We start from the raw sequence: 26,837 nt of genomic DNA on the forward strand, positions 1-26,837 counted from the left end.
AATCCCTGTGGGAGCGGGCTTGCCCGCGATGACGTCGGCACATTCAACATCTTTGGTGACGGACATTCCGCTATCGCGGGCAAGCCCGCTCCCACAATTATTGTGTACTGCTAGAATGCGCGGCTATTCCGCCATGCCGCAGTTCTCACCATGACTCAGCCCAACACTTCCCTACTCCCTCACGTCGCCATCATCGGCGGTGGCCCCGCCGGTTTGATGGCGGCCGAAGTGTTGAGCCAGGCCGGGATCAAGGTCGATCTGTACGACGGCATGCCTTCAGTGGGCCGAAAATTTCTCCTGGCCGGCGTCGGCGGCATGAACATCACCCATTCCGAAGCCTACCCGGCGTTTCTTTCGCGTTACGCCGAACGCGCGCCGCAGATTGCACCGCTGCTAAGGTCCTTCGGCGCCGAGGCGTTGTGCCAATGGATTCATGAGCTGGGCATTGAAACCTTTGTCGGCAGTTCCGGCCGGGTGTTTCCTACCGACATGAAAGCTGCGCCCCTGTTGCGTGCCTGGCTCAAACGCCTGCGAGATGCCGGCGTCGTTATCCACACCCGCCACCGTTGGCTCGGCTGGAATGACAGCGGTGATTTGCGCATCGACAGCCCCGAGGGCGAAAAAACCGTCAAGCCTGCTGCAACCTTACTGGCCCTCGGCGGCGGCAGTTGGTCGCGCCTGGGTTCGGACGGCGCCTGGATGCTGCCACTGGAACAACACGGTGTAGGACTCGCGCCCCTGCAACCGAGCAATTGTGGCTTCGAGGTGCAGGCCTGGAGCGAATTGATGGTCAGCAAATTCGCTGGCGCACCGCTGAAAAATATCGCCATTGGCCTCAATGACGACGTGCCGCGGCTCGGTGAATGTGTGATCACGGCCACCGGAATTGAAGGCAGTTTGATCTACGCCCTGTCGGCACCGATCCGCGAAGCCATCAACCTGCACGACTCAGCGACCATTCATATCGACCTGTTGCCCGGCAAACCTGTGGATAAAATTCAGGCGGCGCTGAGCAAACCGCGTGGCTCCCGCTCCATGTCCAAACACCTGCACAGTCAGCTGGGCATCGATGGCGTCAAAGCGGCATTGCTGCGCGAACTGACACCGGCCGAATGCTTCACCGATCCGGCGCTGCTGGCCAAAGCGATCAAAGCGTTGCCACTGACCTTGGTGAAAACCCGCCCACTGGACGAGGCCATCAGCAGCGCCGGTGGCGTGATGTTCGAGTCGTTGGATGAACGTTTGATGCTCAAGCAATTGCCTGGCGTGTTTTGCGCAGGGGAGATGCTGGATTGGGAAGCGCCGACCGGCGGCTATCTGCTGACCGCGTGTTTCGCCAGTGGGCGAGCGGCGGGGTTGGGGATGGTGGAGTGGTTGAAGCGAGTGGCGTGATGATCGTTCCCACGCTCTGCGTGGGAATGCAGCCCGGGACGCTCCGCGTCCCTTCAAAGCCGAACGCGGAGCCTCCGAAAAGGCATTCCCACGCAGAGCGTGGGAACGATCCTTACGAGATTAAGGCTTCTTCTTACGCGGTCCGGTATTGAACACCGGCACTTTTCGCACAGGCTTGATCGAAGGCTCCGGCGCAGAAGCATCCCCACTCTCAACCCATTTACCCAGGTTGCGCTTGCCGCCACTGGAGGTCTTGGGCTTCTTCGGTTTTTTCGGCTTCTTGACCACTTGGCCGCTGGCATCGGTATCCGGCACGCGGTGCTCAGGCTCGAAGTCATGCTCCATCTGGCGGGGCAATGTCTGACGGGTCAACGTCTCAATGGCCGACAGCAGATTCACTTCATCAGCGCAGACCAGCGAAATAGCCTGCCCGGTTGCACCCGCACGACCGGTACGACCGATCCGGTGGATGTAGTCCTCAGCCACGATCGGCAGGTCGAAGTTGACCACCAATGGCAAATCTTCGATATCCAGACCACGGGCCGCGACGTCAGTGGCCACAAGGATTTGCACTTCACTGAGTTTGAAACGGTCCAGCGCACGTTGGCGAGTCGCCTGCGGTTTATCACCGTGGATGCCGTCGGCATTGATGCCCAGGCCCTGAAGTTTTTCCACCAGCGCGTCCACGCCGTTACGGGTCTTGGCGAACACCAGCACCTGCTTCCACTTGCCCTTGCGCATCAAGTGAACGAACAGCTCAGGCTTGCGCTTCTTGTCCACCACCACGACCCATTGCTTGACGGTGCTGGCAGCCACGTTGCGCGGGCTGACTTCGATGCTCAACGGATCGTTGAGCATTTGCCCGGCCAGCAAGCGGATCGCGTCTGAGAAGGTCGCGGAGAACAGCAGCGTCTGACGTTGCTTCGGCAGCACGCGGTAAATGTTCCCCAGCTCCTCGGAGAAACCCAGGTCGAGCATGCGATCGGCTTCGTCCAGGATCAGCGTTTGCAGCTGATTGAACTTGAGGGCCTTCTGGCGATACAGGTCGAGCAAACGACCCGGCGTCGCCACCAACACGTCAACACCCTTGCGCAGCTTCATCATTTGCGGGTTGATGCTGACGCCGCCGTACACCGCGTAAGTGCTCAACGGCAGGTTCTCGGCGTACTGACGCACGGCTTCATGAACCTGTTCAGCCAACTCACGGGTCGGCACCAGGATCAGTGCACGCACCGAGTTAGACGCCACTTTCGGCCCTTCCATGGCCAGCAATTGCAGGAGCGGCAGCGCGAAGCCGGCGGTCTTGCCAGTCCCGGTCTGGGCGGCGGCCATCAGGTCGCGACCGGCCAGCACCGCCGGAATGGCTTGCGCCTGAACCGGCGTCGGGGTCTGGTAGCCGAGCGTCTCGAGAGAGCGCAGCAAGGGTTCGATCAGGCCAAGGGTGGCGAAAGTCATGGGATTACCGTAGGAAAATTCAGCGCGGGTTTTTCAAAACAAGTGTGCAAAACAAGTGTGCAAAACAAGATGCAACGGCGCGCAGTTTACCCTAATTCACACTCGATTCTGTCTGCACCCCGGCAGCAGGTCGTTTCGGCGCCCGGCGCCACTGTGGCAAACCGATCAACACCACGGCGCTGATGATCACGCACATGGCCAAGGCTTCTTCGATACCAATGGTTTCGCCGACAAACACGATCCCCAGCAATACCGCCACCGCCGGGTTGACGTACGCATAGCTGGTGGCCGCCGCCGGACGCACGTTTTTCAACAGGTACATGTAAGCGTTGAAGGCGATGATCGAACCGAAGAAGGTCAGATAGGCCAGCGCCGCCCAACCTTCAATCGGCGGCATGCTTTCCAGGTGCTCGCCGCTCAGTGCGCTGCCGATCAACAGGGCTACGCCACCCACCAGCATTTCCACGGCACTGGCCATCGCGCCTTGGGGCAACGGCAAGTGTTTGCTCCACACCGAACCGAAGGCCCAGGATGCTGCCGCGAATATCAGCAACGCCGCGCCCAACGGGCTCGATTGCAAGTTGGAGCCGAGGTTGAGCATGGCGATACCGATGAGCCCGAGCACAATCCCCGCCCATTCGAGACGGGTATTACGCGCGCCCCAGAAATATCCGCAGAGCAAGGTAAACAACGGCACCGTCGCCACCGCTAACGCTGCAACGCCGGAGGCGACGCCCGTGTGTTCGGCCACACTGACCGCGCCGTTTCCGCACGTCAGCAACAAGATCCCGATAATCCCCGCGGCTTTCCATTGCGCCCAAGTGGGTGCCGGTGCCCCGCGCCAGCGCAGGAACGCGTACATCAACGTCCCGGCAATCACGAAACGGATACCGGCGAGCAGCAACGGCGGCCAGTACTCCACACCGATGCGAATCACCAGGTAAGTCGAGCCCCAAATCACGTACAGCGCGAAAAAGGCAGCGATCAACGGTAAGGGAAAACGACGTAAGCCAGGCATGGGGCAGCTCGTAGGCAGGACAAGTGAACCGCTATTCTAGAAAGGCCAACGACGGAAAATAAGTTACAAAACCTGTTTATAGCGCCGGTACACTTTTCAAAACACGGAGTTCACCGCTATAAACCGTGTTTTCGAAAGTCAGTCATTTTCTGGAGTACGACGATGGACAAATACGACCGCATGCTCCTCAGCGCCCTGCTGGAAAACGGTCGTGCGTCCTACGCCGACTTGGCGCGCAAGGTTAACCTGTCCGCCCCGGCCGTGGCCGAGCGCGTGGCCAAACTCGAAGCCTGCGGGGTGATCACCGGTTACCAGGCGAAAGTCGACATGGCCAAGCTTGGCTTGCCGATCCAGTGCGTGATCGAACTGCGGCTGAACCAGCACGGCAACCAGAAGGCCTACGACGACCTGATCAAAATCCCACAACTGACCGAATGCCACCGGGTAACGGGTGATCCGTGCGTGATCATGCAAGCGGCGGTGGGATCGATGCCGGAGCTGGAAGAGTTGATCAACCGGATTGCCAAGTTTGGGTTCAGCAAGACGTCGATTGTGTTGTCGAGCGCCATAGAAAAGCGCGTGCCGCTGGGGCAGTTGGAAGGGAATGGCAGAATCTGAAACGGCGCAGTCCCTGTGGGAGTGAGCCTGCTCGCGATAGCGGAGTATCAGTCGACATCGATGCTGAATGATAAATCGCTATCGCGAGCAGGCTCGCTCCCACAGGGGATTTGCGGTGTTCTTAGAACTCGCGATGGCGCTTGAGGCCAAATGCGTCGTCAATTGCCCGCCATTTCGGCATCGACCATGTCCCGGTGGGCCTTCAACAGCCCGTTCCCACAGGTATTACCTCATTCCTGTGGGAGCGGGCTTGCCCGCGAAGCGATCTGTCAGACGCTGCTGTAACTTGCAGGCAACAAACCCGGCATATCCCGTAGACGCACCCAAGGTTCCTTGCGCCAATGCAGCAGCCGCAGCGTTCCGCCCGCCCATTCCATCGCCCGCATATGCGGCGCTTGATTCGAAATGGTCCCCGCTTCCTCCCGCAACATCGGCACCACGTCGTGTGTCAGCCAACGTCTTAAATGGCGGTTTTCCGGGCAGTAGTGGTACACCAACATCGCGTATACGCCCGACTCACTAAGCATAAAGGTCTCTTGCGAGCCATCGTTTCCAGACAGTCGCATCACTTGCCGCTGATCCAAATCAAGCTTGAGCGCTTGCCGTCCGTTTAGCTCCATCCCCATCAGCCGCCCGATATCGCGAGCACAGAACCAAGCCTCTGCATGCAGCAATAAGGCTCGCAACTGGATGTGATGGCGGATGAATGTTTGGGGGATGAAGTACCCCTCGTGCGCGGCGGGTTGCGCAGAGTCTTCTGGGGGATTGGGGGTAACTTTGATCATGGCGAAACTCCTATTGAAAATTGGAGCTACCCGCATCACTTGCAGATGATGGGTGGCAGCTGTGTGAAGGTCTGCAAGACCGAGTCGATAGGCAACCCCGGCAGACCCGAAGGTCTCCCCCACACAGCCACCATAAAGCGATGGTCGCCAAAGCGACGAGATTATAGGTGCGACTGTAGTTGCCTTTCAAACTATCGGCGGGCTTGCAGACCCGGTCGCTGAATTGGCAGCGACAGTCAAAAGGTTATCGATGCCACAGATGAGGGGCAAGACAGACATTCCCTATTATTCGGTAGGACCGATCATCAAACCGGAGTCGCCGTTAAACACATCAACTCACTGGGCAAACGCGAAACCTCCGCCGCACGATGGACGCCAGGAAACGCAACAGATACTGTCGTTTGAGTGACGGCCAAGCGCCCTCCCCCGAAAACAAAAAGCAATTTGAATGAGAGGATCTCTGAGATGACATGGAAAGGAACTCTGCGCTCGATGCAAGCGTCAGCTCGTCGGGCTGAACGTAACTCGAAGCGTCGTCAACGCGAGCTTCAAGTGCAGGAAAAAGAATACGCAAAGATGGAAGCTCGTGAGCAAGCAGCCTACGAAGTTGAAGTCTATGAAAATCACATCGAACTGCTGTTATCGATGCATAAAGATTCTGGAGAGGAAATCGATTGGAACGAGTTTGTGCAACGACCTGCACCACTCAAACCCGTCGCGCTCAACAGTTTAGAAAACCAGGCCAGAAAGAACGAAACAAGCTACAAACCTGGCTTCATCGCTCGCTCGTTGAAGCTGGAGACCAGAAAGCGCCGTAGGTTGGCAGAGGCGGTTCAAGCCGCAGTAATCAAAGACAAACAGCTGCTGGACCAAGAGTTAACAGAGTGGGAATCAAAAAATAACGACTGGAAAGAAGAGTTCGAGCTTGCTCAAGGAATACTGAATGGTAACGGCCCATCCAAAATTGAAGCCATCAAGCGGATAGACCCTTTTACAGATATTTCGCATCTCGGCACCGCTATAGCCGTCTCTATCGCTGGCGATGGCATTCTTGAATGCACGCTCTCGGTTCACGGGGAAAAAGTAATCCCTCAAGAAATAAAATCATTGCTGCAGAGCGGTAAACTTTCCGTTAAAAAAATGCCGTCCAGCAAACTCAATGAATTGCTGCAGGACTACGTGTGTAGCTGCGTTTTGCGGGTCGGGCAGGAGTTGCTGAGCATTCTACCGGACGATTTTGTCATCGTTACGGCAGTCGATACATTGCTTAATTCTGCGACAGGCCATTTGGAAGAGCAGCCAATACTAAGCGTAGCGATCTCACGTGAGACGCTATTCAGACTGAACATGCAGAGCATCGATCCATCAGATTCAATGAAGAACTTCGTGCATACGATGAGTTTCAAGAAGACATCAGGTTTCATGCCCGTGAGCAGGGTCAGTAGCCGAGATTTCGCGAAACCTGCCTGATCAACGATCCGCAGCAGAACCAATGTGGGAGCGAGCCTGCTCGCGATGACGGAGTGTCAGTCAACATTGATGCCGACTGTCAGACCGCTATCGCGAGCAGGCTCGCTCCCACAGGGGATTTGCGGTGTATTTAGAAACCTCGATGCCGCTTGAGATGCTCATTGATCTTCGCCGCCGGCACTTTCTGCAAACTCACCAGCAGATCATGCGACAGCTCCCGCAACCCGTGCTTCTGCCGCAGTTCCTGGGCCAAATGCGCCGTAAGGTTGGCCGCCATCTCGGCATCGGCCATGGCCCGGTGAGCTTTACCGGTGTGGGGCAGGTTGGCAAACGTGGTGAGCGTGCCGAGTTTGTGGTTCGGCGCGGCGGGCATCAAGCGGCGGGCGAGTAGCAGCGAGCAGGCGAAGTTCTGCAAGCGTGTGCGTTTGATGCGGCCGAGTTCAAAGTCCCAGAACTTCTGGTCGAACGCGGCGTTGTGCGCCAGCAGCGGCGTGACGCCGACGAATTCGTTGACTTCGTTCATCACCTGCTCGGCCGACGGCGCTGTGCGCAACATGGCGTTGCTGATACCGGTGAGTTGTTCGATGAAAGCCGGCACGCGCACGCCCGCATTCATCAGGCTCTGGTAACGCTCGACGATGCGCCCCCGTTCAAGAATCACCACGGCAATTTCCGTGGCCCGGCAACTGCTGCTCGGGGAGATCCCGGTGGTTTCAAAGTCGATGACTGCTATGCGTTCCAAACCTGTTTCAACTCCGTAAAAATCAATTCTTGAGTAGCAACGCGCCTTCGATCGGCACGTAACGACTGGCGGCGCGGATCAGCGAGTTCGCCGTCAGGCCCGGCACGCCGTAGGCCACCGCTTGCACCCCGTGCTTGCTGATGATGCGTTCCAGCAGCATGTCGAAATCACCGTCGCCGGAAGCCAGTACCACTTCGTCGACATGGGCTGCGGCGTCCATGATGTCGATGGTGATCCCCACGTCCCAGTCGCCCTTGGCCGAGCCGTCGCTGCGCTGGATGTAGGGTTTGAGCTTCACGGTGAAACCGAGGTTGCGCAGGATTTGCTGGAACTGCTGCTGTTTGCTGTCGCCACGGTCGATCGCGTAGGCATAGGCCTCGACGATCTGTCCCTGTTTGCTGATATCAGCCCACAGGGCGGCATAGTTGAAGTGGCAACCATAAGCCTGACGCACGGTGTAATAGAGGTTTTGAACATCGGCGAACACTGCAATTTTTTTCACCGTACTTCCTCTCGGCGCAAAAGCGCACAGGCTGGATCAGGCACCAGGCCCGAAAAGTCGCCCAGTATGCCAGCCCGAAGGATTGTTCCGCGAATAATCGGCCCGAAGCGCTGTAGCGCTCCGGACGAATGGCGTGTCAGACGAAGGAATCGTCGTCGCCACCAAAGAACGATGAGCTGTCATCGCTATAGTCGGCGTCGGTAAACCCGCCCTGCTCATTGCTGTAGGCGTCGTTATCAGCCACGCGCTGATCATCGCCGCCATTACCGCTGTCGCTCTGATCGTTGACCTGAGCCGGTTCTTCCTTGATGACTTCGACCACTTCCTGCGGCTGCTGATTGTGCTGAAACAGGCTGCTGATGCCTTGCGCCAGCATCACGCCACCCGCCACGCCGGCGGCGGTTTTCAGCGCACCGCCGAGAAAGCCGTTGCCAATCCCGGGAGCCTGCTGTTGCGGGGCATAATTCTGCTGCGGGGCACCGAAGTTTTGCTGGGGTGGCTGGGCGTTGAAAGATGGCCGCGCCGGTTCACGCCAGCCACCACTTGATGGCGCTGCACTTTGGGTGGGTGCAGGCTGCGGATCACGCGAACCGCCACCAAAGATGCTCGACAGAAAACCACCACTCGCTGCCGGAGCAGCCGGTTGTGCCTTGGCCTGTTGCAGTTCGGCCTGCAACTGCTGGACTTGCCGGGTCAGTTGTTTGTTCTGTTCGTCGAGGCTCTTGAGGGCTGCCTCTTGCACCAGAATCGCCTGGGTCATGAAATAGCCTGCCGCGGGTTGGCGAGTCAGGTGTTCCTTGATCCGCGTCTCAGCCTGGGCGTCGCGCGGGGCTGAGTCCGTTTCGGCCTGTTGCAGCCGGGAAAACAGTCCATCGATCAGGGTTTGTTCTTCGCTGTTCATGGCGACCTCGTAGATTGCCGGGAATTTCGTCGCCCTCATCCACTGTGGATAAGGTGCTCACGAGTAATGGAGGCTGATACAGGATGTTTCAATGACCTTTACCGAACGTTTACGTTTGCGCCCTAAAGCGTTTCATCGGTTAAAGTGGAGCACTGCTTTTTATCTGCGATACCGACTGATGAATTCGTTCGATGTGCTGCGTGACTCTCTGTATTTCTTCAAGCGTAATCTGGGCCAGATCGTCCGGCTGTGCCTGCCGCTGGTGATCTTCGAAGCGCTGTTGCAACTGGTGGTCGACAGCGCCACCGAGCCGGACAGTTTCCCTGGAATCAGCGTGATGGTCGGCTTGCTGGTTTATCCGCTGTACACCGGCGCGCTGATCCTGTTTCTCGACGCGCGCAGCCGTGGCGAATCGCCGCGTAACCGCGACTTGCTGGCGATGTCCGCGACCCTGTGGCCACGCTTCGCCCTGCTCACCGCCCTCAATACCTTGCTGATCCTGATCGGCCTGTCGCTGTACTTCCTGCCGGGCATCTGGCTGATGGTGACCCTGGCGTTCGGCGAATACCTGCTGGTGCTGCGCGGCCTGGCCCCGTTGGCCGCGATGAAAGAAAGCCTGCGCCTGACCCGCGGACATTTCCTGCGCATTCTGGTGTGCATTCTTTGTGTAATGGGTCCGTTGTGGGTGCTCAAGGGAGCGAGCCTGGCGGTTTACCCGGAACCGCAAAACCCGGTGGCTTCGCTGCTGATCGATAGCGCTCACAGCTTCCTGCAGCTGTTCATCAGCGTGGTGTTGTTCCGCTTGTTCATGCTGATCAGCGATGTGCCCGAGAAAATTGATGGCCCGCTCTGACCGACCTGCCCGTGGGCTTAAGCCCGTCTGTCGGTTATGCTCGGGTCAACTTTTGTAACGCCATAAGCCGAGCCATGACCCGTCTACTGCGCTACACCCTGCTGGGCCTGTTGATCGCGATCGGCCTGATTGCCTTGCTGATGTACAGCCTGACCTGGCGCCCCGAAGCCAAGGAAGCATTGCCGGTCAGTTGCAACGCCCAGGCGCCGACCCTGGTCCCCGGCCAGGCGCTGAAGGTGATGACCTGGAACGTCCAGTATCTGGCGGGCAAACGCTACGTTTTCTGGAATGACCTGGCGGCCGGCACCGACGAAAACCCTACCCTCGAAGACATGGCCTTCAGCCTCGATGAAGTGGCGCGGGTAATCCGTGACGAGCAACCGGACATCGTGCTGTTGCAGGAACTCGATGACGGCGCCAAGGCCAGCGATTATCAGAACCAGTTCAAACTGCTTCAGGAGCGGCTCGCTGACCTTTATCCATGCAGCGCTCACGCCTTCGACTGGAAAGCCGATTTCGTGCCTAAGCCGCACATTTTTGGCAGCGTCGGCCGGCAACTGGCAACCCTGAGCCGCTACCAGATCCAACACGCACAACGCCTGCAATTACCGGTCGCGCCGGCCAACTTCATCAGCCGCCAATTCAAACCGAAAAACGCCTTGCTGGTCACGTACCTGTCGTTGAGCGACGGGGGTCAGATGGCAGTACTCAATACCCATCTGGACCGCGTGCTCCAACCCGATGAAACGCTGCAAGCCCAAGTGACCGCCGTGGCCAAAGTCCTCGATAAACTCGAAAGCCGTGGCACGCCGTGGTTGATTGGCGGTGACTTCAATCTGTTGCCGCTTGGGCAATATCGACGCTTGCCCGACGAGCAACGTACGCCCTACTCTGCCGACAGCACGCTGCATGTGTTGTGGGACAAATACCCGATGATCCCCACCAACAACGAAGCCAGCGGTGTCGACCGAGCGCGTTGGCTGACCCATTACCCGAACGACCCGGGGCTGAACGGCCCGGACCGGACCGTCGACTATCTCTTCTACAGCCCGCGGATCAAACGGGTCGAGGCGATGGTGAGACAGGACGATACGTTGCGGATCTCCGATCACTTGCCGGTGATTGCGCGGTTCCTGCTTCCCGCTGCGCCTTAGATCAACGCTTCGTCGCGTCGTCCGTTCAACCGACTACTTACGCGGTTTGATCCGGGCAGTCGCCTCGGCCACCAGCGGATCGTCCGGCCAGTAATGTTTCGGGTAACGCCCCTTCAAGTCCTTCTTCACCTCGGCATAAGTGCTGCGCCAAAAGTTCGCCAGGTCCTGGGTCACCTGCACTGGCCGTCGTGCCGGGGACAGCAGATGCAGTTTGACCACTTGCCGGCCACCGGCAATCCGCGGTGTCTGCGCCAGGCCGAACAACTCCTGCAACCGCACCGCCAGAATCGGCGGCTGTTCGCTGTAATCCAGACGAATCGATGAACCCGACGGCACGCTCAAATGGTGCGGTGCCAGCTCATCGAGCCGTTGCGGCAGCGGCCATGGCAGCAGGTTATGGACGATGCTCGACAGGTCCAGATTGGCGAAGTGACTGAGCCGCGAGACCTTCCCCAGATACGGCATCAGCCAGTGTTCGAGGCTTTTGAGCAGTGCGGCGTCGCTGACATCCGGCCACTCACTCTCGCCCTTACCGGCAAGGTCCAACTGCCGCAACAACGCCACCCGCGCCTGCCACTGACGCAGTTCCGGAGTCCAGGGCAACAGCTCCAGACCTTTGCGCCGGACCAGGTTAACCAGTGCCTGACTGCGGGCGGTTTCATCGAGGCCGGTCAACGGTTCACGGCTGAGGATCAGTTCGCCAACCTTGCGCTGACGCTCGGCCCGCAGCACGCCTTCGCGCTCATCCCAGTCCAGTTGATCAACAACGCGCACTTGCTCGGCCAGCACGGAATCGAACAGCGCCGGATCGAAATCCGCCGCCAGGTATATGCGTTCTTCACGTTGCCCCTGACGACTGCCGAGATCGGCGATCACCAGCCAGGGTTGTTTCATCAAACTGTCGGCTTCGGCGAACAGCGCTGCGCGACCGTTGGCCAGCCGATATTCCGCGCCACCGGCGCGACGCTGCTGGGCGACGCGGTCGGGATAGGCCAATGCCAGCAATGCGCCGAGCCAGCGCGGATGATCCGGATCACTGACCGGCTCAGCCGCCTTGCCGCGCAGATAACCACGATACTGCCGTGCCAGTTGCCGAGCCCGTTGCACACCGCCCTGAGCACCACGCGCCGCACGCTCTTCGCCGGACAACAGCGCCAATCGACTGTGCAAATCGGCACCGGCGCCGCGCAAAATATCCCGCTCGCCGAGCAATGCCGCGACATCGCACGCCATGTCTGCCAGGCCGAGCGCCTGCCCACGCAACAGCAAATGGGCGATACGCGGATGAGCCGGCAGTTCGGCCATGGCCTGACCGTGACGGGTCAGTGCTTCGCCATCCAAAGCCCCCAAGCGCTCAAGCAGATCCTGGGCCTGTGCATAAGCCGCTGCCGGAGGAACATCCAGCCAGACCAACTGACTCGGCGTCACGCCCCAACGACCGAGTTGCAAGGCCAGCCCGGCGAGGTCCGCCGAGAGAATTTCCGCACTGGCATAGGCCGCCAGTTGTTCGTGCTGATCCTGCGACCACAAGCGATAACACACCCCCGGCTCCAACCGCCCTGCCCGGCCCGCGCGCTGAGTGGCACTGGCGCGGGAGATGCGTTGGGTGTCGAGGCGGGTCATGCCGCTACCGGGATCGAAGCGCGGCACCCGCGCCAACCCGGCATCGATCACTACGCGCACGCCGTCGATGGTCAGGCTGGTTTCGGCGATGTTGGTCGCCAGCACTACTTTGCGAAAGCCTGCTGGTGCCGGATCAATCGCCGCGCGCTGGGCAGCCAGATCAAGTTCGCCATGCAACGGGCAGAGCAACACCTGCGTGCTCTCGCCCAACGCATCGGCCAATTGTTGATTCACACGACGAATTTCCGCCTGCCCCGGCAGGAACACCAGCACGCTGCCGGTTTCATCGTTCAAGGCTTCGAGGATGGTTTGCACCAATCGGGGCTCGATGAATTCACCGGGCTGAAACGGTCGGCCCCAGCGCATGGCCACCGGGTACATGCGACCTTCGCTGCGCAGGATCGGCGCGTCATCGAGCAACCCGGCCAGACGCTCGCCTTCCAGCGTTGCCGACATCAACAGGATTTTCAGCGGTTGATCATCACGAAACAGCTCCCGGCCATTCAGGCTCAGGGCCAACGCCAGATCGGCGTCGAGGCTGCGTTCGTGGAATTCGTCGAAAATCAGCAGGCCGACGCCTTCAAGCGCAGGGTCGTCCTGCAAGCGCCGGGTGAGGATGCCTTCGGTGACCACTTCGATACGGGTGTTGGGGCCGACTTTGCTGTCGAGCCGAATGCGGTAACCGACGGTTTCACCGACCTTCTCACCCAACTCGCTGGCCAAGCGCTCCGCTGCCGCGCGCGCGGCCAACCGTCGCGGTTCGAGCATCAGAATGGTCTGCCCGGCCAGCCACGGCTCGTTGAGCAAGGCCAAGGGCACGCGGGTGGTTTTACCGGCGCCGGGCGGTGCTTCGAGCACAGCTTCGTGGCGTGTCGCCAAGGCTTCACGCAGGGCGGGTAAAACTTCATCAATCGGCAAAGAAATCATGCTGGCTCCCAAACAGAGGCGCGAGTATAACGGCGAACTGCTCGGCGTTAATCACGGTCCTAATTCATACAGACGCCCATTCGTTTTGAAATTACCCAGGAGATTTCATATGCGTGCTCCCTTTCGCTTGATCGGCGGTGTATTGGTCGCGACGTTGCTGACCCAGGTGACCGCTTGCGGTTCGATTTTCTATCCCGATCGCCGTGGCCAGATCGATGGCAAGATCGACCCGGCCATTGCCGTGCTCGATGCCGTGGGCCTGCTGTTCTACATCATCCCCGGCCTGATCGCTTTTGCGGTCGACTTCGCCACCGGTGCGATTTACTACGCACCAGGCGAGACCGCGCACGTGGCCCCGGAAAAACTCAAGGAAGCCATTGGCGCTGACGGCAAGGTCGATAACCACAAGTTGCAGACTATTCTGGAAACCGAACTGGGTCGCAGCTTCCCGTTGGACGACCCACGCTTGATCCAGCACAAGGGCAGCACCCAGCAACTGGCCATGTTCGGCCTGCAACCTGCCGCGTAATTCGCGCCGGTGAAGGAACACTCAAGGAAAAAGCCACACCTATGATTTCCAGCTCTGAACACGCCCGCCTGCTGCGGCTGGCGACGCGCGCCTCGGTGGCGGTGGCCTGTGCGCTGATCGTCGCCAAAGCAATCGCCTGGTGGTTGAGCGGTTCGGTGAGCATGCTTGCCGGGTTGACCGATTCGGCACTCGACGGCGTCACCTCGCTGCTCAACCTGCTGGCCGTGCATTACGCCTTGCGCCCGGCCGACGACGATCATCGCTACGGGCACGGCAAGGCCGAGTCATTGGCGGGTATGGCTCAGGCGCTGTTCATTGGCGGCAGTGCAGTATTGATTGCCTTGCAGGCGTTCGACCGGCTGAAACATCCCGAACCGGTCGGGGCACCCTGGATCAGTATCGGGGTGATCGTGTTCTCCCTCGCGCTGACCCTGGCGTTGCTGATGTTGCAACATCGGGTGGTCAAGGCGACCGGCTCCAACGCCGTGCGCGCCGACTCCCTGCACTACCGCTCGGACATGCTGCTCAACGGCAGCATTCTGGTAGCGCTGGTGTTGGCCGGGTTTGGCTGGCATCAGGTCGACCCCTGGTTTGGCCTGGGAATCGCCGCGTACATTTTCTGGAGTTCAATTCAAATCGCCCGGGAAAGTTTTACCGTACTGATGGACGAGGAACTGCCGCCGGATGTCAGCCAGCACATGCTCGAGCTGGCTTGCAGCGTGCCGGGAGTTCTGGGCGCGCATGACTTGCGCACGCGGATTTCCGGCAACCAGTGGTTTGTGCAGTTGCATCTGGAGTTGCCGGGGGATTTGACCCTGTCAGTCGCCCACGGCATCAGCGATCAAGCCGCCGATGCGATTCACGCCGCCTACCCGCGAGCCGAAGTGCTGGTGCACGCCGACCCGCAGGAAGTGGTGCTGGCAGCCAGGACTCAGTAAGACACCTGATAGCCGCGACTGCCCAGGCAGTTACCCTGGGCCTGACGGTAGGCTTGCACCACCGACGGGTCCGGTTGGTAGGTGGCGGTTCGCGGATCGAAGCCACTCTGCTGCACCGCGTATTGATAACACTCGTAACCGTCCTGATTGACCTGCTCCGGCGACTGACCGTTGGCCGGATAAGCCACCACGTCAAAACTATTGCTGACCGGTTGCGGCTGCGGTTGCACCGGAGGCTCGACCACGACGTAATCCTGAGTGTTCTGCTGATAGGCGTAATACGAACCCGCCGCCAGGAACAACAGCGCACCACCGATCCACACTTCACGGGCGTAATCGGGCAAGTAGCTGACGCGAATACCGCGAGGCGGCTGGACCACGACATAGCGCGGCCCCTGCGGGCGATACCAGTAACCGCCGGAATAGAAGTAATCCCGACCGCCGTAAGGCACGCGGTAGTCGCGGCCCGGGAAGCGATCGATCACATGCCCGGGACGGTATTGCGGACCAGGGCCCCAGCCGTTGCCGTGCCCGTCCGGGCGACCCGCCCAACGACGATCATCGGGACGTGACCCCGGACTGCCGGTCTGCCAATGCTGGTTGTTGTCGTTGCGCCGCGGCACGTCCTGATAGTAACCACGCTGCGGCTGCTGGGTTTGGCGCACGGTGTCGGGCCGGCCCTGGATCGGCAGGTCATTGGCCGGCAACTGCGGCGGCGGTGGTGGCGACCGAACCGGATTGTTGTAGTTGGGCTGCGCACGATTCTTCCGACCGTCGTTCTGATTCTGGTTGTTGTGCTCGAACTGACGGCTGTTGTCGCCGCGAATGATGTCGTTGTCTTGTGGACGCGGCTGATTATCGCCGCCATGGCCCTGGTTATTTCCCTGATGACGATCCGAGCCCCGCTGCCCGCCGTCGGGACCACGATTTTGCGGCTCATCGGCCAGCGATTGCGCAGTGACACTTACACACAGCAAACCAACACCGGCCAAACGCCAGATGCGCGACTTCATGCTTTTCCTCACTGCGGGTTAGGGCCTGTACGTAAGACTGGGAAAGCACCGGCCGGTTCTGCAACAGGTTATCAGTCGCGCAACTTATTTATTGAGGGGCGGGTAACAAATGGCGGGCAAAAGAAAAGGGAGACCCGTCGGCCTCCCTTTGAGAACTTCGTCCGTGCTCAACGCTTTTGACGTTGGCTCACCTCACGCCGTCTTCTGGACAGTGTGTAGCTCGGGGGCCGACTCATCCCCGGTGGGGGTGGCGACCGCAGCTGGCCTGATTGGGCGAGCCGCTGTGGACTGTTTGTCCGAGCAGTGATTCTGGTGATAAGAATAGGCCCGAGGCGCTGGCAGAGGATTGCGAAGATTGCTGAAATAAACACCACTTGCGCAATTTTTAACCCTGGATAGATAATCTGCCGCAATTGTTATGACAAAGGCCTGATTGATGAGCAAACTCGACCGATACGACCTGAGCATTTTGGCGGAATTGCAGCGCGACGCGCGCATCTCCAACCAGGAGCTGGCCGAGCGCATCGGTCTGTCACCCTCGCCTTGCTCGCGGCGGGTCAAACAACTGGAAGACGACGGCTACATCTCCCGCCAGGTCGCCCTGCTGGACCGCAAGATGCTCGGCCTGAGCCTGACGGCATACGTGTTGATCGGCATGGACCGGCACACGCCGGAGCGTTTCGAGAATTTCGAAGCGGCGATCCGGACATTGCCGCAAGTGCTGGAATGCAGCCTGGTGACGGGGATGGATGCGGACTATCAGCTCAAGGTCGTGGTGCCGGATATGGACCATTACCAGAAACTGCTGCTGGGACATTTGACGCGGATTGAAGGGGTGACCAGCGTTCGTTCGAGTTTTGTGCTGAACCAGGTGCTCAACAGCACTGAGCTGCCGTTGACTCATCTGCGCAGCTAAGGACGCCTTCGCGGGCAAGCCCGCTCCCACAGGTTATGCGTCAGTCACAGAATTGCGATCGGCACAAAACCTTGTGGGAGCGGGCTTGCCCGCGATGGGGCCGGCACAGGCGACGAATAACCGCGACACACTGCCGCAGGTCAATCCCCCGCCAATCCGCCATGGCGTATACTCGCCCCGCCCTTTTTAGCCCCGCCCGCGCTGGAGATGTTCGATGGATCCTGCAGTATTCGAAGAGTGGATGATGACCGGACTGGTCACTATCCTGATCATATTCATGGGTTTCATCGTCTGGGATCTGGCGAAGAAGTCCAAGGCCGGCAAGTTCGGAACGCTCATTCTGTTCTTCGTATTGGGCCTGGGGATTTTCGCGTTCATCATCAAAAGTGTGGTCATCGCGTACATCGAAAACGGCTCGTCATAAGCGCGCCGGCACTTCCTTCCACTGGCCCTGATCGAGCCCTTCGATCGACCAGTCGCCGATTCTGACCCGTACCAGACGCAACGTCGGCAAGCCGACCGCTGCGGTCATGCGCCGAACCTGACGGTTGCGCCCTTCGCGAATCACCAATTCCAGCCAGCTCGTCGGCACGCTTTTGCGAAAGCGTACGGGCGGGTTGCGTGGCCACAACTGCGGCTCATCCAGTTGCCGCGCCTCGGCCGGCAAGGTCATGCCATCGTTGAGCTCGACGCCCTCGCGCAAGCGCTGCAACTGCTCGGCGCTCGGCTCGCCTTCCACCTGCACCCAATAAGTCTTGGCCAGTTTGTGTTTCGGATCGGCAATCCGCGCCTGGAGCTGACCATCGTTGGTCAGCAGCAGCAAGCCTTCGCTGTCGCGGTCCAGCCGTCCTGCCGGGTAAACCCCCGGAATATCGATGAAATCCTTGAGCGTCGCCCGCCCTTCGCCGTCGCTGAATTGCGTCAGCACATCGAACGGTTTGTTGAACAGAATCAGCTTCGGCTCGGCCGGCGGCGCTTTGGCGACACGGCGCGGGGCTGAGGACGATGGCGCAGGCTTCACACCAGGGCGGCGGGAAACGGGACGTTGAGGACGGGACATGGGAAAAGGAACATCTAACGGTCAGGGCTGCTAATGCTAGTGCCCTGACCGCCAAATGACCATGACAACAATCTAGCGGAACGGCGGCTCGTCGAAGCTGCGCAGTTTGCGCGAGTGCAGCGAGTTGAGTTCGGTGCGCAACAGATCCACCGCCTCGATACCGATCTTCAAATGCTGGCTGACCGCGCGCTCATAGAAGGCGTTGGCCGAACCCGGCAGCTTGATTTCGCTGTGCAGCGGTTTGTCCGACACGCACAGCAACGTGCCGTACGGCACCCGCAAGCGATAACCTTGAGCCGCAATGGTGCCGCTTTCCATGTCCACCGCCACGGCGCGGGACAGGTTGATCAGCGGACGTTCCTGGGCCCAGCGCAGTTCCCAGTTACGATCGTCGTAGGTCAGCACGGTGCCGGTGCGCAGGCGCTTTTTCAGCTCGTCGCCCTTTTCGCCAGTGATGTTGGCCGCAGCTTGCTGCAAGGCCATCTGCACTTCGGCCAGTGCCGGGATCGGAATGTTCGGCGGTACGACCCGATCGAGAATCCCGTCGCGGCGCATGTAGGCGTGAGCCAGCACGTAATCGCCAATCGTCTGCGACTGACGCAAACCGCCGCAGTGGCCGATCATCAGCCAGCAATGCGGACGCAGCACCGCCAGGTGGTCGGTGATGTTCTTGGCGTTGGAAGGGCCGACGCCGATGTTCACCAGGGTCACGCCGTGGCCATCACTGGCGATCAGGTGATAGGCCGGCATCTGGTAACGGTGCCAGACCACGCCCGCGGCAATCGCCGAGGCTTCGCCGTGATCCATGCTTTTTTCGATGATCACGTTGCCCGGCAAGATCATGCGCACGAAACGCGGGTCGCTGCGCAACTGTTCCAGACCATGAACGATGAACTGGTCGACATAGCGGTGGTAGTTGGTCAGCAGAATCCACGGCTGCACATGACGCCAGTCGCTGCCGGTGTAATGCACCAGGCGGCGCAGGGAGAAATCCACCCGCGCGGCATCGAACAGGGCCAGGGGCAGCGGATCGGTGTTTTCCCAATCGTATAAGCCATCGGCAATGCCATCGGTCGCGGCCGACAGGTCGGTACTCGGGAACACCCGCGCCAACACGGCCGCAGTGACGCCAGAGCCGGCCAGTTCATCGCCCTGCTCGACCACGTACGGATAAGGAATGTTCTGCTGGCTGATGCCGACTTCGACCGTCACGGTGAAGTCATGCATCAACGGAACAAGTTGCTCCAACAGGTATTTACGGAAAGCCGCCGGATGGGTGACGGTGACGCTGTAGGTGCCGGGCAACTGAACCTTGGCGTAGGCGCGCGTAGTCTGTGGGACTTCGCCCTGGCAATGGTAGGTCAGACGCAATTCGGGATAGCGAAACATCGCACGCTGTTCGGCGTCCGGTTCGACTCGATCCTTGAGGTAACGCTTGAGCGCCTGGTTCAGCTCGGTGGTTGCACGATTGTGCAAGAGCGCAAGCCGGTCCACGGCTTGCTCGGCGGTTTGAACGACAATAAAAGCTTCGGTCACGATCAGCATCCTGTGTTCTGACTTGCAGGCCTTCATCTTGCCTGCATCGTCGCTTCACGGGAACAGTGGCGTGTTGGCTACACGCCAATGACGATGCGCAAAGATCCACTGTGGGAGCGAGCCTGCTCGCGATAGCGGTATGACAGTCGACATAACTGTTGAATGTTGAACCGTCATCGCGAGCAGGCTCACTCCCACATTGGATCGGGGTCGATCATCGAAGCGGCGTAGACCTCGCGACAATCGCTTCCACATCCAGCCCACGTGGCAACGCGCCATACACCCGACCGGCCGAACCGAGGCGGCTGGCGATGAAGGCATCACTGACAACGGAGTTGCCGGCCTCCAGCAACAACTTGGCCTGAAGGCCCAAGGCGATGTCTTCGGTGAGCTGGCGGGCGCGATATTGAATGTCGCTGGTGTCCTTGAAAGCCACCTGCAATTGACTGATGTGCGCGGCCAGACGCTTGTCGCCATGGCCATCGCCCAACTCGCTGAACAGCACATCGAGCACACCCGGCTCTTTCGACAATGCCCGCAACACGTCGAGGCATTGCACGTTACCGGAACCTTCCCACGTCGAATTCACCGGTGCCTCACGGTACAGCCGCGGCAGGATGCTTTCTTCTACATAGCCCGCACCGCCCATGCATTCGGCGGCTTCATTGATCATTCCAGGTGCGCGTTTGCAGATCCAGTACTTGCCCACTGCCGTCACCAGTCGTGCGAATTTCGCCTCATGGCTGTCATCCAGATGATCCAGCGCCTTGCCCATGCGCAGGCTCAAGGCCAGGGCGGCTTCGCTTTCCAGGGCCAGGTCGGCCAGTACGTTCTGCATCAAGGGTTGTTCGCTGAGTAACTTGCCGCCGACCTTGCGGTGAGCGCAGTGATGGCTGGCCTGGGTCAGGGCCTGGCGCATCAGCGAACTGGAGCCGACCATACAATCGAAGCGGGTCATGGCGACCATTTCGATGATGGTCGGAACGCCCCGGCCCTCTTCGCCGACCATCCAGGCCAAAGCGCCACGGAACTCCACTTCGCTGGACGCATTGGAACAATTGCCGAGTTTGTTCTTCAGTCGCTGTATGTAGAACTGATTGCGCGTGTCATCCGGACGATGGCGCGGCAGCAGGAAACAGGTCAACCCCTTGTCAGTCTGGGCCAGGGTCAGGAAGGCATCGCACATCGGCGCCGAACAAAACCACTTGTGGCCCACCAGTTCATAGGCCTGGCCCGGACCGCTCGCGCCGACCGGATAAGCCTTGGTGGTGTTGGCCCGCACATCGGTGCCGCCCTGCTTCTCGGTCATGGCCATGCCGATGGTGACGCCAGCCTTATGGGCCATGCCAACGTTGCGTGGGTCATATTCGGTAGAGATGATTTTCGGCAGCCAATGTTCCGCCAGATCCGCTTGCAGACGCATTGCCGGGACGCTGGCGAACGTCATGGTCAGCGGGCATCCACTGCCGGCTTCGGCCTGACTGTGCAAATAGGTCATGGACGCACGGGCGACGTGGGCGCCGGACTGCGGATGTGCCCAGGGCAGCGAGGTCAAACCGTGCTCGACCGCCGTGCGCATCAGTTCGTGATAGGCCGGGTGAAATTCCACCAGGTCGATGCGATGGCCATAACGGTCATGGCTGACGAATACCGGTTTGTTCTGATTGGCCAGGAACCCCGCTTCCATCAGCGGTCCACCGGCCAGTGCGCCGTACGCATCGATGCGCGACTCGGCCCACCCGGCACCAAAACGCCGCGACCACTCCTGCAAAGGCAGGTCGATGCGATACAGGTTGGTGCCATCCAGCGACGGTGGCTGGTTGGTGACTTCGTGGGTTTCGGCGAACTGATGCAGGTTCATGACGGGGCTCCTTTGGTCAGCCAAGGGAGTTCAGTTAAGCACCGCGCCTTGGCCGAACAAAGTGTCATATCTGCCTAACTGTCGGCGCTTTCACCCTGTCCCGGACAAAGCACCCGCCGATAAAGCGCTGCCTGCAAATCTTCGAATTTCACCGGTTTGCTCAGGTAATCGATCAGCGCGCCGGTCGGGCAGCGCTCCCGATCAACGCTCAGGGCCACGATGAACACCGGCAATTCGGTGCAGCCCGGCAAGGCGTGGATCTGGCAGCAGATGGAAACGCCGTCCATGGGTGGCAACTGACAATCGAGTAACACCGCGTCGAAGGATTCGCACTGTAAAAGATCGAGCGCGGCGGACCCGCTGTCGACGGTGCGCACGCGGAACCCGAGCTTGAGCAACATGCCGCGCATCACCAACTGATTGATGCTGTTGTCATCCACCAGCAACACCGAGCAATCCTGAGGCAGTCGCAGGCGAGGGAAATCCTGGGTCATGAAGGGCGCTGACCGTCGTTCCACGACCGGCAGTTCGAACTCGACGTCGAGCTGGAAGCGGCTGCCGCGTCCAGGTTCGGAGCGGTGAGTCAGGCGCCCGCCCAGCAATTCGACAAGTTGCCGACAGATCGCCAGGCCGACGCCCAGACCGCCGTACTCACGGGTCGTCGAGCCGTCGAGCTGGAGGAACCGTTGATACAACGTTGCCTCCCCCAGATCGGTGAAACCGATACCGGTGTCGATCACCGCAAAGGACAGCGTCAACCGGCCGGATTCCACCGGTTTGCCCGACACCCGCAGTGCCAATCCACCGACGCGAGTGAACTTGATTGCGTTGTCCAGCAGACATTCCAGGCATTGCGTCAACTTGGCACTATCGCCGTGCAAGCGATCCGGCAGTCCTTGCGCCACTTCGACTTTGAAGTCCAGCGACTTGCTCAAGGCATTGCCTTCGAACTGCACGCGCAAGTTCTCGACAACGCTGCGCAAGCTGAAGGTGGCCGGATAGACTTTGAGTTTGCCAGCCTGCAACTCGGTCAGGGTGAGGATGCCATTGACCATGCGCATCATGTCTCGCGCCGAACCCGCGGCCGTTTGCTGGTATTGCTCCAGTTCCGGGTCCATCTCGACAGTCTGCATCAGCTCCAGCGAACCGATCACACCGTTCATGGGTGTGCGCAATTCGTGGGTCAGTGTGGAGAGGAATTCGTCCTTGAGTTTGTTACTGCACGCCAGTTGCTGGTTGAGCACTTCAAGCTTCTGACCCGCATCAAACAGCGTCTGCGCCTGCTGCTCGCGCATGGCGTTGATGCGGTCGGCCAAGGCCAGGGACAGCAACGCCACTTCGATCGCCGAACCGATCTGGCTGGAATACATGGTCAGGAACACATTGGGCAGATAACCCAGCACCATCATTGTGTTGACGATGCCGCCGAGCAAAAACGCCGACCAGGCGATGATGAAATACCGCGCCACCCGCAAGCCGCGCAGCCAGGCGAAAATCCCCGCAGCAAAAATCACCACTGTGAAGACCAGCGCCAGGGCCGTCGCCAGCCGCAAGGCCAGGGCATAACTGGTCATCAGTGATAATCCGACCACCATCGCACTGAACGCAATCAGCCCCAGCAGCAAACGATCGAGCCAACGACTGTGAGTCGCCGTCTGCAAGAAGCTGCGAGCAAACTGGCTGCCGAACAGCCCTGCGCAACCGATGAAAAATGGTGTCGAGGCGTTGGCCCACCAGGGATTGTCCGGCCAGAAATACTCCACGGCCGCACCGTTCACCGACAACTGATACAGGCCGAACGAGGCGATGTAGAAGATGTAATAGAGGTAGCTGGTGTCACGCACGCTGAGGTAGATAAACAGGTTGTAGACCAGCATCCCGAGCAAAACGCCGTAGATCAGCCCCAGTACATAGAGTCGGACCGGCTGCTCTTCGAGGTACGCGGTGCTCGACCACAACGTGACAGGTGCCTGGATCGACCCTTCGCTTTCCAGCCGCAGGTACACGGTTTGCGCTTGATCAGGAATGAAGTCCAGTTCGAAGAGGTAGTTGTTCTGATGGATTTCGCGACTGGCGAACGGCAAGGCATCGCCGGTCTGTCGGGCCAATTGATAACCACCGCCAGCATCAGGCAAGTACAGATCAATGTGATCGAGGGGTGGATAGGCCAGTTCCAGCAACCAGGTACGTTGCGCCGCGGGGTTGGTCGGGCGGTAACGCAGGTCGATTTTCAGCCAGAACGCCGAGCGCGAATAACCGGCGTTGAGCGTGGCTTTATCGTGGGGTTTGAAGTTTCCCGCCGCCGCTTGCGCACGGACATCGGCGATGGTCGCCTGACCACCCGCGTCTTCGAACATTTGCAGAGTTCGGCCCAGGGGAAGGCTTTGAGTGAATTCATCGAATTCGACTGCGCTCGCCAGGAGGGGCAAGCACAACAGCAACATTAGCAAATAGCGCATTTAAGCCCCAGCGTGGCCTGTCCGGTTGTGTCAGGAAGCCCCCCATTCCTTTTGAGTAGACGTAAAACCGGTATTACCTGTTATTGGTTTGGATCCACTCTAGCATAGCCGTTGATGGCCATTGAGCACTATCGAAATTTTTCCTACAAAGGCTCTAGCACGGGCGTTCCAGTGCCATGCATTGAGCTAGAGCTGTTTCCCCGGTCAAATTGTGACAATGGCTCAGCAGAGCACAGGTATTCGCGTCCCACGGTTCATTGGTCGACACCCGAAAAAACATGTTTGGTGGTAAGCTCGCGCACCATGAATATCTACAGTTCTCGCCCCGTTGTCCTCTGTCTCTCCGGCCACGACCCAAGTGGTGGCGCCGGCCTGCAGGCAGATATCGAAGCCCTGCTCGCCCAGGGTTGTCATGCGGCTCCGGCCGTCACCGCCCTGACCGTGCAAGACACGGTCAATGTCACTGACTTCCGCGTCCTCGACCGTGAGTGGGTGTTGGCCCAGGCCAATGCCGTGCTCAACGATTCCGAAGTCGCCGCCGTCAAACTGGGCATGCTCGGTTCCCTTGAAATGGTCGACACCGTGGTCGAACTGCTTCAGGCACACCCGCATTTGCCGATGGTCTGCGACCCGGTGCTGCGCGCCGGTGGCGGCGGACGATTGGGCAAGGACGAAGTCGGCTACGCCATGCGCGAACGCCTGCTGCCCCTGGCCATCATTGCCACCCCTAACCTTCCCGAAGCCCGCATCCTCGCCGAACTGCCCGAAGGCACCGCGGACGAGTGCGCTGAAAAACTCCTGCCATACGTCAAACACCTGCTGATCACTGGCGGCCATGGCGATGAACACGAAATTCACAACCGCTTGTACAGCCGTGACGGCAGCCGCCAAACCTTTACCTGCCAGCGCCTGCCCGGCAGTTATCACGGTTCCGGCTGCACATTGGCCAGCGCTTTGACCGGTCGTCTGGCCCAGGGTGAAAACCTCGTCAGCGCCGTGAAAACCGCACTTGACTACACTTGGCGCACCCTGCGAGATGCGGAGCAACTGGGCAAAGGCCAGTTCGTGCCGCGCCGTCTGCCGCTGGATTTCTGTTCGTAAGCCAAGAGGCCTGTCCGATGAAACTACGTGGCCTGTACGCCATTACCGATAGTCAGCTGCTGGCCGGTAAATTTCTTTCGTACGTGGAGGCGGCGCTGGAAGGTGGCGTCACCCTGCTGCAATACCGCGACAAGAGCAGCGACGAGGCCCGCCGCCTGCGCGAGGCCGAAGCCTTGCGCAATTTGTGTGAGCGCTACAAGACTCAGTTGATCATCAATGATGACGCCGAGTTGGCCGCGCGCCTGAACGTCGGCGTGCACCTGGGCCAGATCGATGGGCCGCTGACTCCGGCCCGCGCACTGCTCGGTCGCCAGGCGATCATCGGGTCGACCTGTCACGCACAACTCGAACTCGCTGAACAAGCGGCCAAGGAAGGCGCCAGTTATGTCGCCTTCGGTCGTTTCTTCAACTCGAACACCAAGCCCGGCGCACCGACCTGCAGCCTCGAACTGCTCGACCAGGCCCGCAGCAAACTGCACATGCCGATTTGCGCGATTGGCGGCATCACCCTGGAAAACGCCGCACCACTGGTAGCCCACGGGGTCGATTTGCTGGCGGTGGTCCATGGCCTGTTTGGCGCCGAGAGTACGGCTGAAGTCACCCGCCGCGCCCGTGCATTCAACGACCTGCTTTCTATTTAAGTAGCTTAAAAATCTGATTTGAGAGCCCGATCATGTCTCGTTCCGAAACCCTGTTTGCCAATGCCCAGAAACACATTCCCGGTGGCGTGAACTCGCCTGTTCGCGCGTTCAAGAGCGTTGGCGGTACGCCGCTGTTCTTCAAACACGCAGAAGGCGCCTACGTCACCGACGAAGACAACAAGCGTTATGTGGATTACGTCGGTTCCTGGGGGCCGATGATTCTCGGCCACAGCCACCCGGACGTGCTCGACGCCGTGCGCAAACAGCTTGAACACGGATTGTCCTACGGCGCGCCGACCGAGATGGAAACCCAGATGGCTGATCTGGTCTGCTCGATCGTACCGTCGATGGAAATGGTGCGCATGGTCAGCTCCGGCACCGAAGCAACCATGAGCGCTATCCGTCTGGCCCGTGGTTTCACCGGCCGCGACAGCATCATCAAGTTCGAAGGCTGCTACCACGGCCACTCCGACAGCCTGCTGGTCAAGGCCGGTTCCGGCGCCCTGACTCAAGGCGTGCCGAGCTCTGCCGGTGTACCGGCTGCGTTTGCCAAACACACCCTGACCCTGCCGTTCAACGACATCGACGCAGTTGAAACCATGCTCGCCGAAGTCGGCCAGGACGTGGCCTGCATCATCGTCGAGCCCGTGGCCGGCAACATGAACTGCGTACCACCGGCGCCAGGTTTCCTCGAAGGCTTGCGCACCCTGTGCGACAAGCACGGCGTGGTACTGATTTTCGACGAAGTGATGACCGGTTTCCGCGTCGCGCTAGGTGGTGCACAAGCGCATTACGGCGTGACACCCGACCTGACCACCTTCGGCAAGATCATCGGTGGCGGCATGCCGGTCGGCTGCTTCGGCGGCAAGCGCGAAATCATGTCGCACATCGCGCCACTGGGCCCGGTCTACCAGGCGGGCACCTTGTCGGGTAACCCGCTGGCGATGGCGGCCGGCCTGACGACTCTGCGCCTGATCAGCCGTCCTGGCTTCCACGCCGAGCTGACTGACTACACCAGCCGCCTGCTCGATGGCCTGCAACAGCGCGCCGACGCCGCTGGCATTCCATTCGTGACCACTCAGGCTGGCGGCATGTTCGGTCTGTACTTCAGCGGCGCCGACGACATCGTGACCTTCGAGGATGTGATGGCCAGCGATGCCAAGCTGTTCGGACGTTTCTTCCACCTGATGCTGGAAGGTGGCGTGTACCTGGCGCCGAGCGCTTTCGAAGCCGGGTTCACCTCGATCGCCCACGGCGAAACCGAGCTGAAACTGACCCTGGATGCCGCCGAGCGCGCATTTGCCGCATTGAAATAACGCTGTACCGCTGACGTTGGCGATTGC

24 protein-coding genes are annotated in these 26,837 nt (G+C 59.8%); 12 read left to right on the forward strand and 12 right to left on the reverse strand.

From position 1 onward, the window contains the following. Window positions 1-150 precede the first annotated feature (150 nt). A complete protein-coding gene (locus FQ185_RS17180; RefSeq protein WP_149418442.1) occupies window positions 151-1,392 on the forward strand; it encodes a TIGR03862 family flavoprotein in 1,242 nt (413 codons plus the stop codon). A gap of 120 nt (window positions 1,393-1,512) precedes the next feature. Here FQ185_RS17180 and FQ185_RS17185 read toward each other — a convergent pair whose 3' ends face one another. Beyond that, window positions 1,513-2,847 (reverse strand): DEAD/DEAH box helicase, encoded by a 1,335-nt coding sequence (locus FQ185_RS17185; protein ID WP_149418443.1) that lies wholly within the window; start codon window positions 2,845-2,847, stop codon window positions 1,513-1,515. 91 nt (window positions 2,848-2,938) lie between these two features. Next, window positions 2,939-3,865, reverse strand: a complete 927-nt coding sequence (gene yedA, locus FQ185_RS17190; protein WP_149418444.1) for a drug/metabolite exporter YedA — start codon at window positions 3,863-3,865, stop codon at window positions 2,939-2,941. Window positions 3,866-4,027: 162 nt separating this feature from the next. On the opposite strand from yedA, the gene FQ185_RS17195 reads away from it, so the two are divergent. After that, window positions 4,028-4,483, forward strand: coding sequence for an Lrp/AsnC family transcriptional regulator (locus FQ185_RS17195; protein WP_102615750.1), 456 nt, complete (start codon window positions 4,028-4,030; stop codon window positions 4,481-4,483). Between the two features lie 269 nt (window positions 4,484-4,752). On the opposite strand, the gene FQ185_RS17205 is transcribed toward FQ185_RS17195, so the two are convergent. Next, on the reverse strand, window positions 4,753-5,268 hold the full coding sequence (locus tag FQ185_RS17205) for a Bro-N domain-containing protein (protein WP_149418446.1): 516 nt from the start codon (window positions 5,266-5,268) through the stop codon (window positions 4,753-4,755). 465 nt (window positions 5,269-5,733) lie between these two features. Here FQ185_RS17205 and FQ185_RS17210 point away from each other — a divergent pair, with 465 nt between their 5' ends. After that, window positions 5,734-6,738 carry a hypothetical protein gene (locus tag FQ185_RS17210; protein ID WP_149418447.1) on the forward strand — a complete coding sequence of 335 codons (1,005 nt, stop codon included), beginning with the start codon at window positions 5,734-5,736 and terminating at the stop codon, window positions 6,736-6,738. Window positions 6,739-6,868: 130 nt separating this feature from the next. Here FQ185_RS17210 and FQ185_RS17215 read toward each other — a convergent pair whose 3' ends face one another. From FQ185_RS17215 to FQ185_RS17225, 3 genes are all read right to left on the reverse strand, one after another. Next, window positions 6,869-7,480 (reverse strand): PolC-type DNA polymerase III, encoded by a 612-nt coding sequence (locus FQ185_RS17215; RefSeq protein WP_149418448.1) that lies wholly within the window; start codon window positions 7,478-7,480, stop codon window positions 6,869-6,871. A 22-nt stretch (window positions 7,481-7,502) separates the two neighbouring features. After that, window positions 7,503-7,982, reverse strand: coding sequence for an NYN domain-containing protein (locus FQ185_RS17220; RefSeq protein WP_149418449.1), 480 nt, complete (start codon window positions 7,980-7,982; stop codon window positions 7,503-7,505). A 136-nt stretch (window positions 7,983-8,118) separates the two neighbouring features. Next, on the reverse strand, window positions 8,119-8,883 hold the full coding sequence (locus tag FQ185_RS17225; RefSeq protein ID WP_149418450.1) for a DUF2076 domain-containing protein: 765 nt from the start codon (window positions 8,881-8,883) through the stop codon (window positions 8,119-8,121). Between the two features lie 178 nt (window positions 8,884-9,061). Between FQ185_RS17225 and FQ185_RS17230 the strand changes: the two genes are divergently transcribed. Both FQ185_RS17230 and FQ185_RS17235 read left to right on the forward strand, forming a co-directional pair. Then, on the forward strand, window positions 9,062-9,736 hold the full coding sequence (locus tag FQ185_RS17230; protein ID WP_149418528.1) for a YciC family protein: 675 nt from the start codon (window positions 9,062-9,064) through the stop codon (window positions 9,734-9,736). 74 nt (window positions 9,737-9,810) lie between these two features. Continuing rightward, entirely contained in the window at window positions 9,811-10,890 is a 1,080-nt protein-coding gene (locus tag FQ185_RS17235) for an endonuclease/exonuclease/phosphatase family protein (RefSeq protein WP_149418451.1), read from the forward strand. A gap of 33 nt (window positions 10,891-10,923) precedes the next feature. Here the strand turns inward: FQ185_RS17235 and hrpB are convergent, their stop codons facing one another. Continuing rightward, window positions 10,924-13,440 carry an ATP-dependent helicase HrpB gene (gene hrpB, locus FQ185_RS17240; protein WP_149418452.1) on the reverse strand — a complete coding sequence of 839 codons (2,517 nt, stop codon included), beginning with the start codon at window positions 13,438-13,440 and terminating at the stop codon, window positions 10,924-10,926. 109 nt (window positions 13,441-13,549) lie between these two features. Between hrpB and FQ185_RS17245 the strand changes: the two genes are divergently transcribed. Next, complete coding sequence (locus FQ185_RS17245) at window positions 13,550-13,969, forward strand: polyribonucleotide nucleotidyltransferase (RefSeq protein WP_149418453.1); 420 nt, start codon at window positions 13,550-13,552, stop codon at window positions 13,967-13,969. Between the two features lie 41 nt (window positions 13,970-14,010). Next, complete coding sequence (locus FQ185_RS17250; protein ID WP_149418454.1) at window positions 14,011-14,907, forward strand: cation diffusion facilitator family transporter; 897 nt, start codon at window positions 14,011-14,013, stop codon at window positions 14,905-14,907. Here FQ185_RS17250 and FQ185_RS17255 read toward each other — a convergent pair. After that, window positions 14,901-15,920: a DUF6515 family protein gene (locus tag FQ185_RS17255; protein ID WP_149418455.1), complete on the reverse strand. Its 1,020-nt coding sequence runs from the start codon at window positions 15,918-15,920 to the stop codon at window positions 14,901-14,903. The two genes, FQ185_RS17250 and FQ185_RS17255, sit on opposite strands and share 7 nt — an antisense overlap. A 436-nt stretch (window positions 15,921-16,356) precedes the next feature. On the opposite strand from FQ185_RS17255, the gene FQ185_RS17260 reads away from it, so the two are divergent. After that, complete coding sequence (locus FQ185_RS17260) at window positions 16,357-16,836, forward strand: Lrp/AsnC family transcriptional regulator (RefSeq protein WP_007937367.1); 480 nt, start codon at window positions 16,357-16,359, stop codon at window positions 16,834-16,836. Window positions 16,837-17,050: 214 nt separating this feature from the next. Then, the gene (locus tag FQ185_RS17270; RefSeq protein WP_149418456.1) at window positions 17,051-17,260 is read left to right on the forward strand and encodes a DUF2788 domain-containing protein; all 210 of its coding nucleotides are present in this window, start codon (window positions 17,051-17,053) and stop codon (window positions 17,258-17,260) included. Here FQ185_RS17270 and FQ185_RS17275 read toward each other — a convergent pair. From FQ185_RS17275 to FQ185_RS17290, 4 genes are all read right to left on the reverse strand, one after another. Continuing rightward, window positions 17,255-17,896, reverse strand: a complete 642-nt coding sequence (locus FQ185_RS17275) for a pseudouridine synthase (RefSeq protein ID WP_149418457.1) — start codon at window positions 17,894-17,896, stop codon at window positions 17,255-17,257. The genes FQ185_RS17270 and FQ185_RS17275 overlap by 6 nt on opposite strands. Before the next feature lie 72 nt (window positions 17,897-17,968). Further along, a complete protein-coding gene (amn, locus tag FQ185_RS17280) occupies window positions 17,969-19,468 on the reverse strand; it encodes an AMP nucleosidase (protein WP_178113548.1) in 1,500 nt (499 codons plus the stop codon). 178 nt (window positions 19,469-19,646) lie between these two features. After that, entirely contained in the window at window positions 19,647-21,293 is a 1,647-nt protein-coding gene (locus FQ185_RS17285) for an acyl-CoA dehydrogenase family protein (RefSeq protein ID WP_149418459.1), read from the reverse strand. A gap of 74 nt (window positions 21,294-21,367) precedes the next feature. After that, window positions 21,368-23,752, reverse strand: coding sequence for a hybrid sensor histidine kinase/response regulator (locus FQ185_RS17290; RefSeq protein WP_149418460.1), 2,385 nt, complete (start codon window positions 23,750-23,752; stop codon window positions 21,368-21,370). A gap of 303 nt (window positions 23,753-24,055) precedes the next feature. Between FQ185_RS17290 and FQ185_RS17295 the strand changes: the two genes are divergently transcribed. From FQ185_RS17295 to hemL, 3 genes are read left to right on the forward strand one after another with little or no spacing between them, the layout of a single operon-like run. Continuing rightward, entirely contained in the window at window positions 24,056-24,853 is a 798-nt protein-coding gene (locus FQ185_RS17295) for a hydroxymethylpyrimidine/phosphomethylpyrimidine kinase (RefSeq protein WP_149418461.1), read from the forward strand. A gap of 17 nt (window positions 24,854-24,870) precedes the next feature. Further along, entirely contained in the window at window positions 24,871-25,494 is a 624-nt protein-coding gene (gene thiE / locus FQ185_RS17300; RefSeq protein ID WP_149418462.1) for a thiamine phosphate synthase, read from the forward strand. Between the two features lie 32 nt (window positions 25,495-25,526). Further along, a complete protein-coding gene (gene hemL / locus FQ185_RS17305; protein WP_149418463.1) occupies window positions 25,527-26,810 on the forward strand; it encodes a glutamate-1-semialdehyde 2,1-aminomutase in 1,284 nt (427 codons plus the stop codon). Window positions 26,811-26,837: the final 27 nt, after the last annotated feature.

It is taken from the genome of Pseudomonas sp. ANT_H12B, from assembly GCF_008369325.1.
GTDB lineage: Bacteria > Pseudomonadota > Gammaproteobacteria > Pseudomonadales > Pseudomonadaceae > Aquipseudomonas.

Bases quoted from the DNA above. Each gene is read 5' to 3' on its own strand.
- FQ185_RS17180 (WP_149418442.1), top strand. From the start codon at position 151: ATGACTCAGCCCAACACTTCCCTACTCCCTCACGTCGCCATCATCGGC.
- FQ185_RS17185 (WP_149418443.1), bottom strand. From the start codon at position 2,847: ATGACTTTCGCCACCCTTGGCCTGATCGAACCCTTGCTGCGCTCTCTC.
- yedA (WP_149418444.1), bottom strand. From the start codon at position 3,865: ATGCCTGGCTTACGTCGTTTTCCCTTACCGTTGATCGCTGCCTTTTTC.
- FQ185_RS17195 (WP_102615750.1), top strand. From the start codon at position 4,028: ATGGACAAATACGACCGCATGCTCCTCAGCGCCCTGCTGGAAAACGGT.
- FQ185_RS17205 (WP_149418446.1), bottom strand. From the start codon at position 5,268: ATGATCAAAGTTACCCCCAATCCCCCAGAAGACTCTGCGCAACCCGCC.
- FQ185_RS17210 (WP_149418447.1), top strand. From the start codon at position 5,734: ATGACATGGAAAGGAACTCTGCGCTCGATGCAAGCGTCAGCTCGTCGG.
- FQ185_RS17225 (WP_149418450.1), bottom strand. From the start codon at position 8,883: ATGAACAGCGAAGAACAAACCCTGATCGATGGACTGTTTTCCCGGCTG.
- FQ185_RS17230 (WP_149418528.1), top strand. From the start codon at position 9,062: ATGAATTCGTTCGATGTGCTGCGTGACTCTCTGTATTTCTTCAAGCGT.
- FQ185_RS17235 (WP_149418451.1), top strand. From the start codon at position 9,811: ATGACCCGTCTACTGCGCTACACCCTGCTGGGCCTGTTGATCGCGATC.
- hrpB (WP_149418452.1), bottom strand. From the start codon at position 13,440: ATGATTTCTTTGCCGATTGATGAAGTTTTACCCGCCCTGCGTGAAGCC.
- FQ185_RS17245 (WP_149418453.1), top strand. From the start codon at position 13,550: ATGCGTGCTCCCTTTCGCTTGATCGGCGGTGTATTGGTCGCGACGTTG.
- FQ185_RS17250 (WP_149418454.1), top strand. From the start codon at position 14,011: ATGATTTCCAGCTCTGAACACGCCCGCCTGCTGCGGCTGGCGACGCGC.
- FQ185_RS17255 (WP_149418455.1), bottom strand. From the start codon at position 15,920: ATGAAGTCGCGCATCTGGCGTTTGGCCGGTGTTGGTTTGCTGTGTGTA.
- FQ185_RS17260 (WP_007937367.1), top strand. From the start codon at position 16,357: ATGAGCAAACTCGACCGATACGACCTGAGCATTTTGGCGGAATTGCAG.
- FQ185_RS17270 (WP_149418456.1), top strand. From the start codon at position 17,051: ATGGATCCTGCAGTATTCGAAGAGTGGATGATGACCGGACTGGTCACT.
- FQ185_RS17275 (WP_149418457.1), bottom strand. From the start codon at position 17,896: ATGTCCCGTCCTCAACGTCCCGTTTCCCGCCGCCCTGGTGTGAAGCCT.
- amn (WP_178113548.1), bottom strand. From the start codon at position 19,468: ATGAAGGCCTGCAAGTCAGAACACAGGATGCTGATCGTGACCGAAGCT.
- FQ185_RS17285 (WP_149418459.1), bottom strand. From the start codon at position 21,293: ATGAACCTGCATCAGTTCGCCGAAACCCACGAAGTCACCAACCAGCCA.
- FQ185_RS17290 (WP_149418460.1), bottom strand. From the start codon at position 23,752: ATGCGCTATTTGCTAATGTTGCTGTTGTGCTTGCCCCTCCTGGCGAGC.
- FQ185_RS17295 (WP_149418461.1), top strand. From the start codon at position 24,056: ATGAATATCTACAGTTCTCGCCCCGTTGTCCTCTGTCTCTCCGGCCAC.
- thiE (WP_149418462.1), top strand. From the start codon at position 24,871: ATGAAACTACGTGGCCTGTACGCCATTACCGATAGTCAGCTGCTGGCC.
- hemL (WP_149418463.1), top strand. From the start codon at position 25,527: ATGTCTCGTTCCGAAACCCTGTTTGCCAATGCCCAGAAACACATTCCC.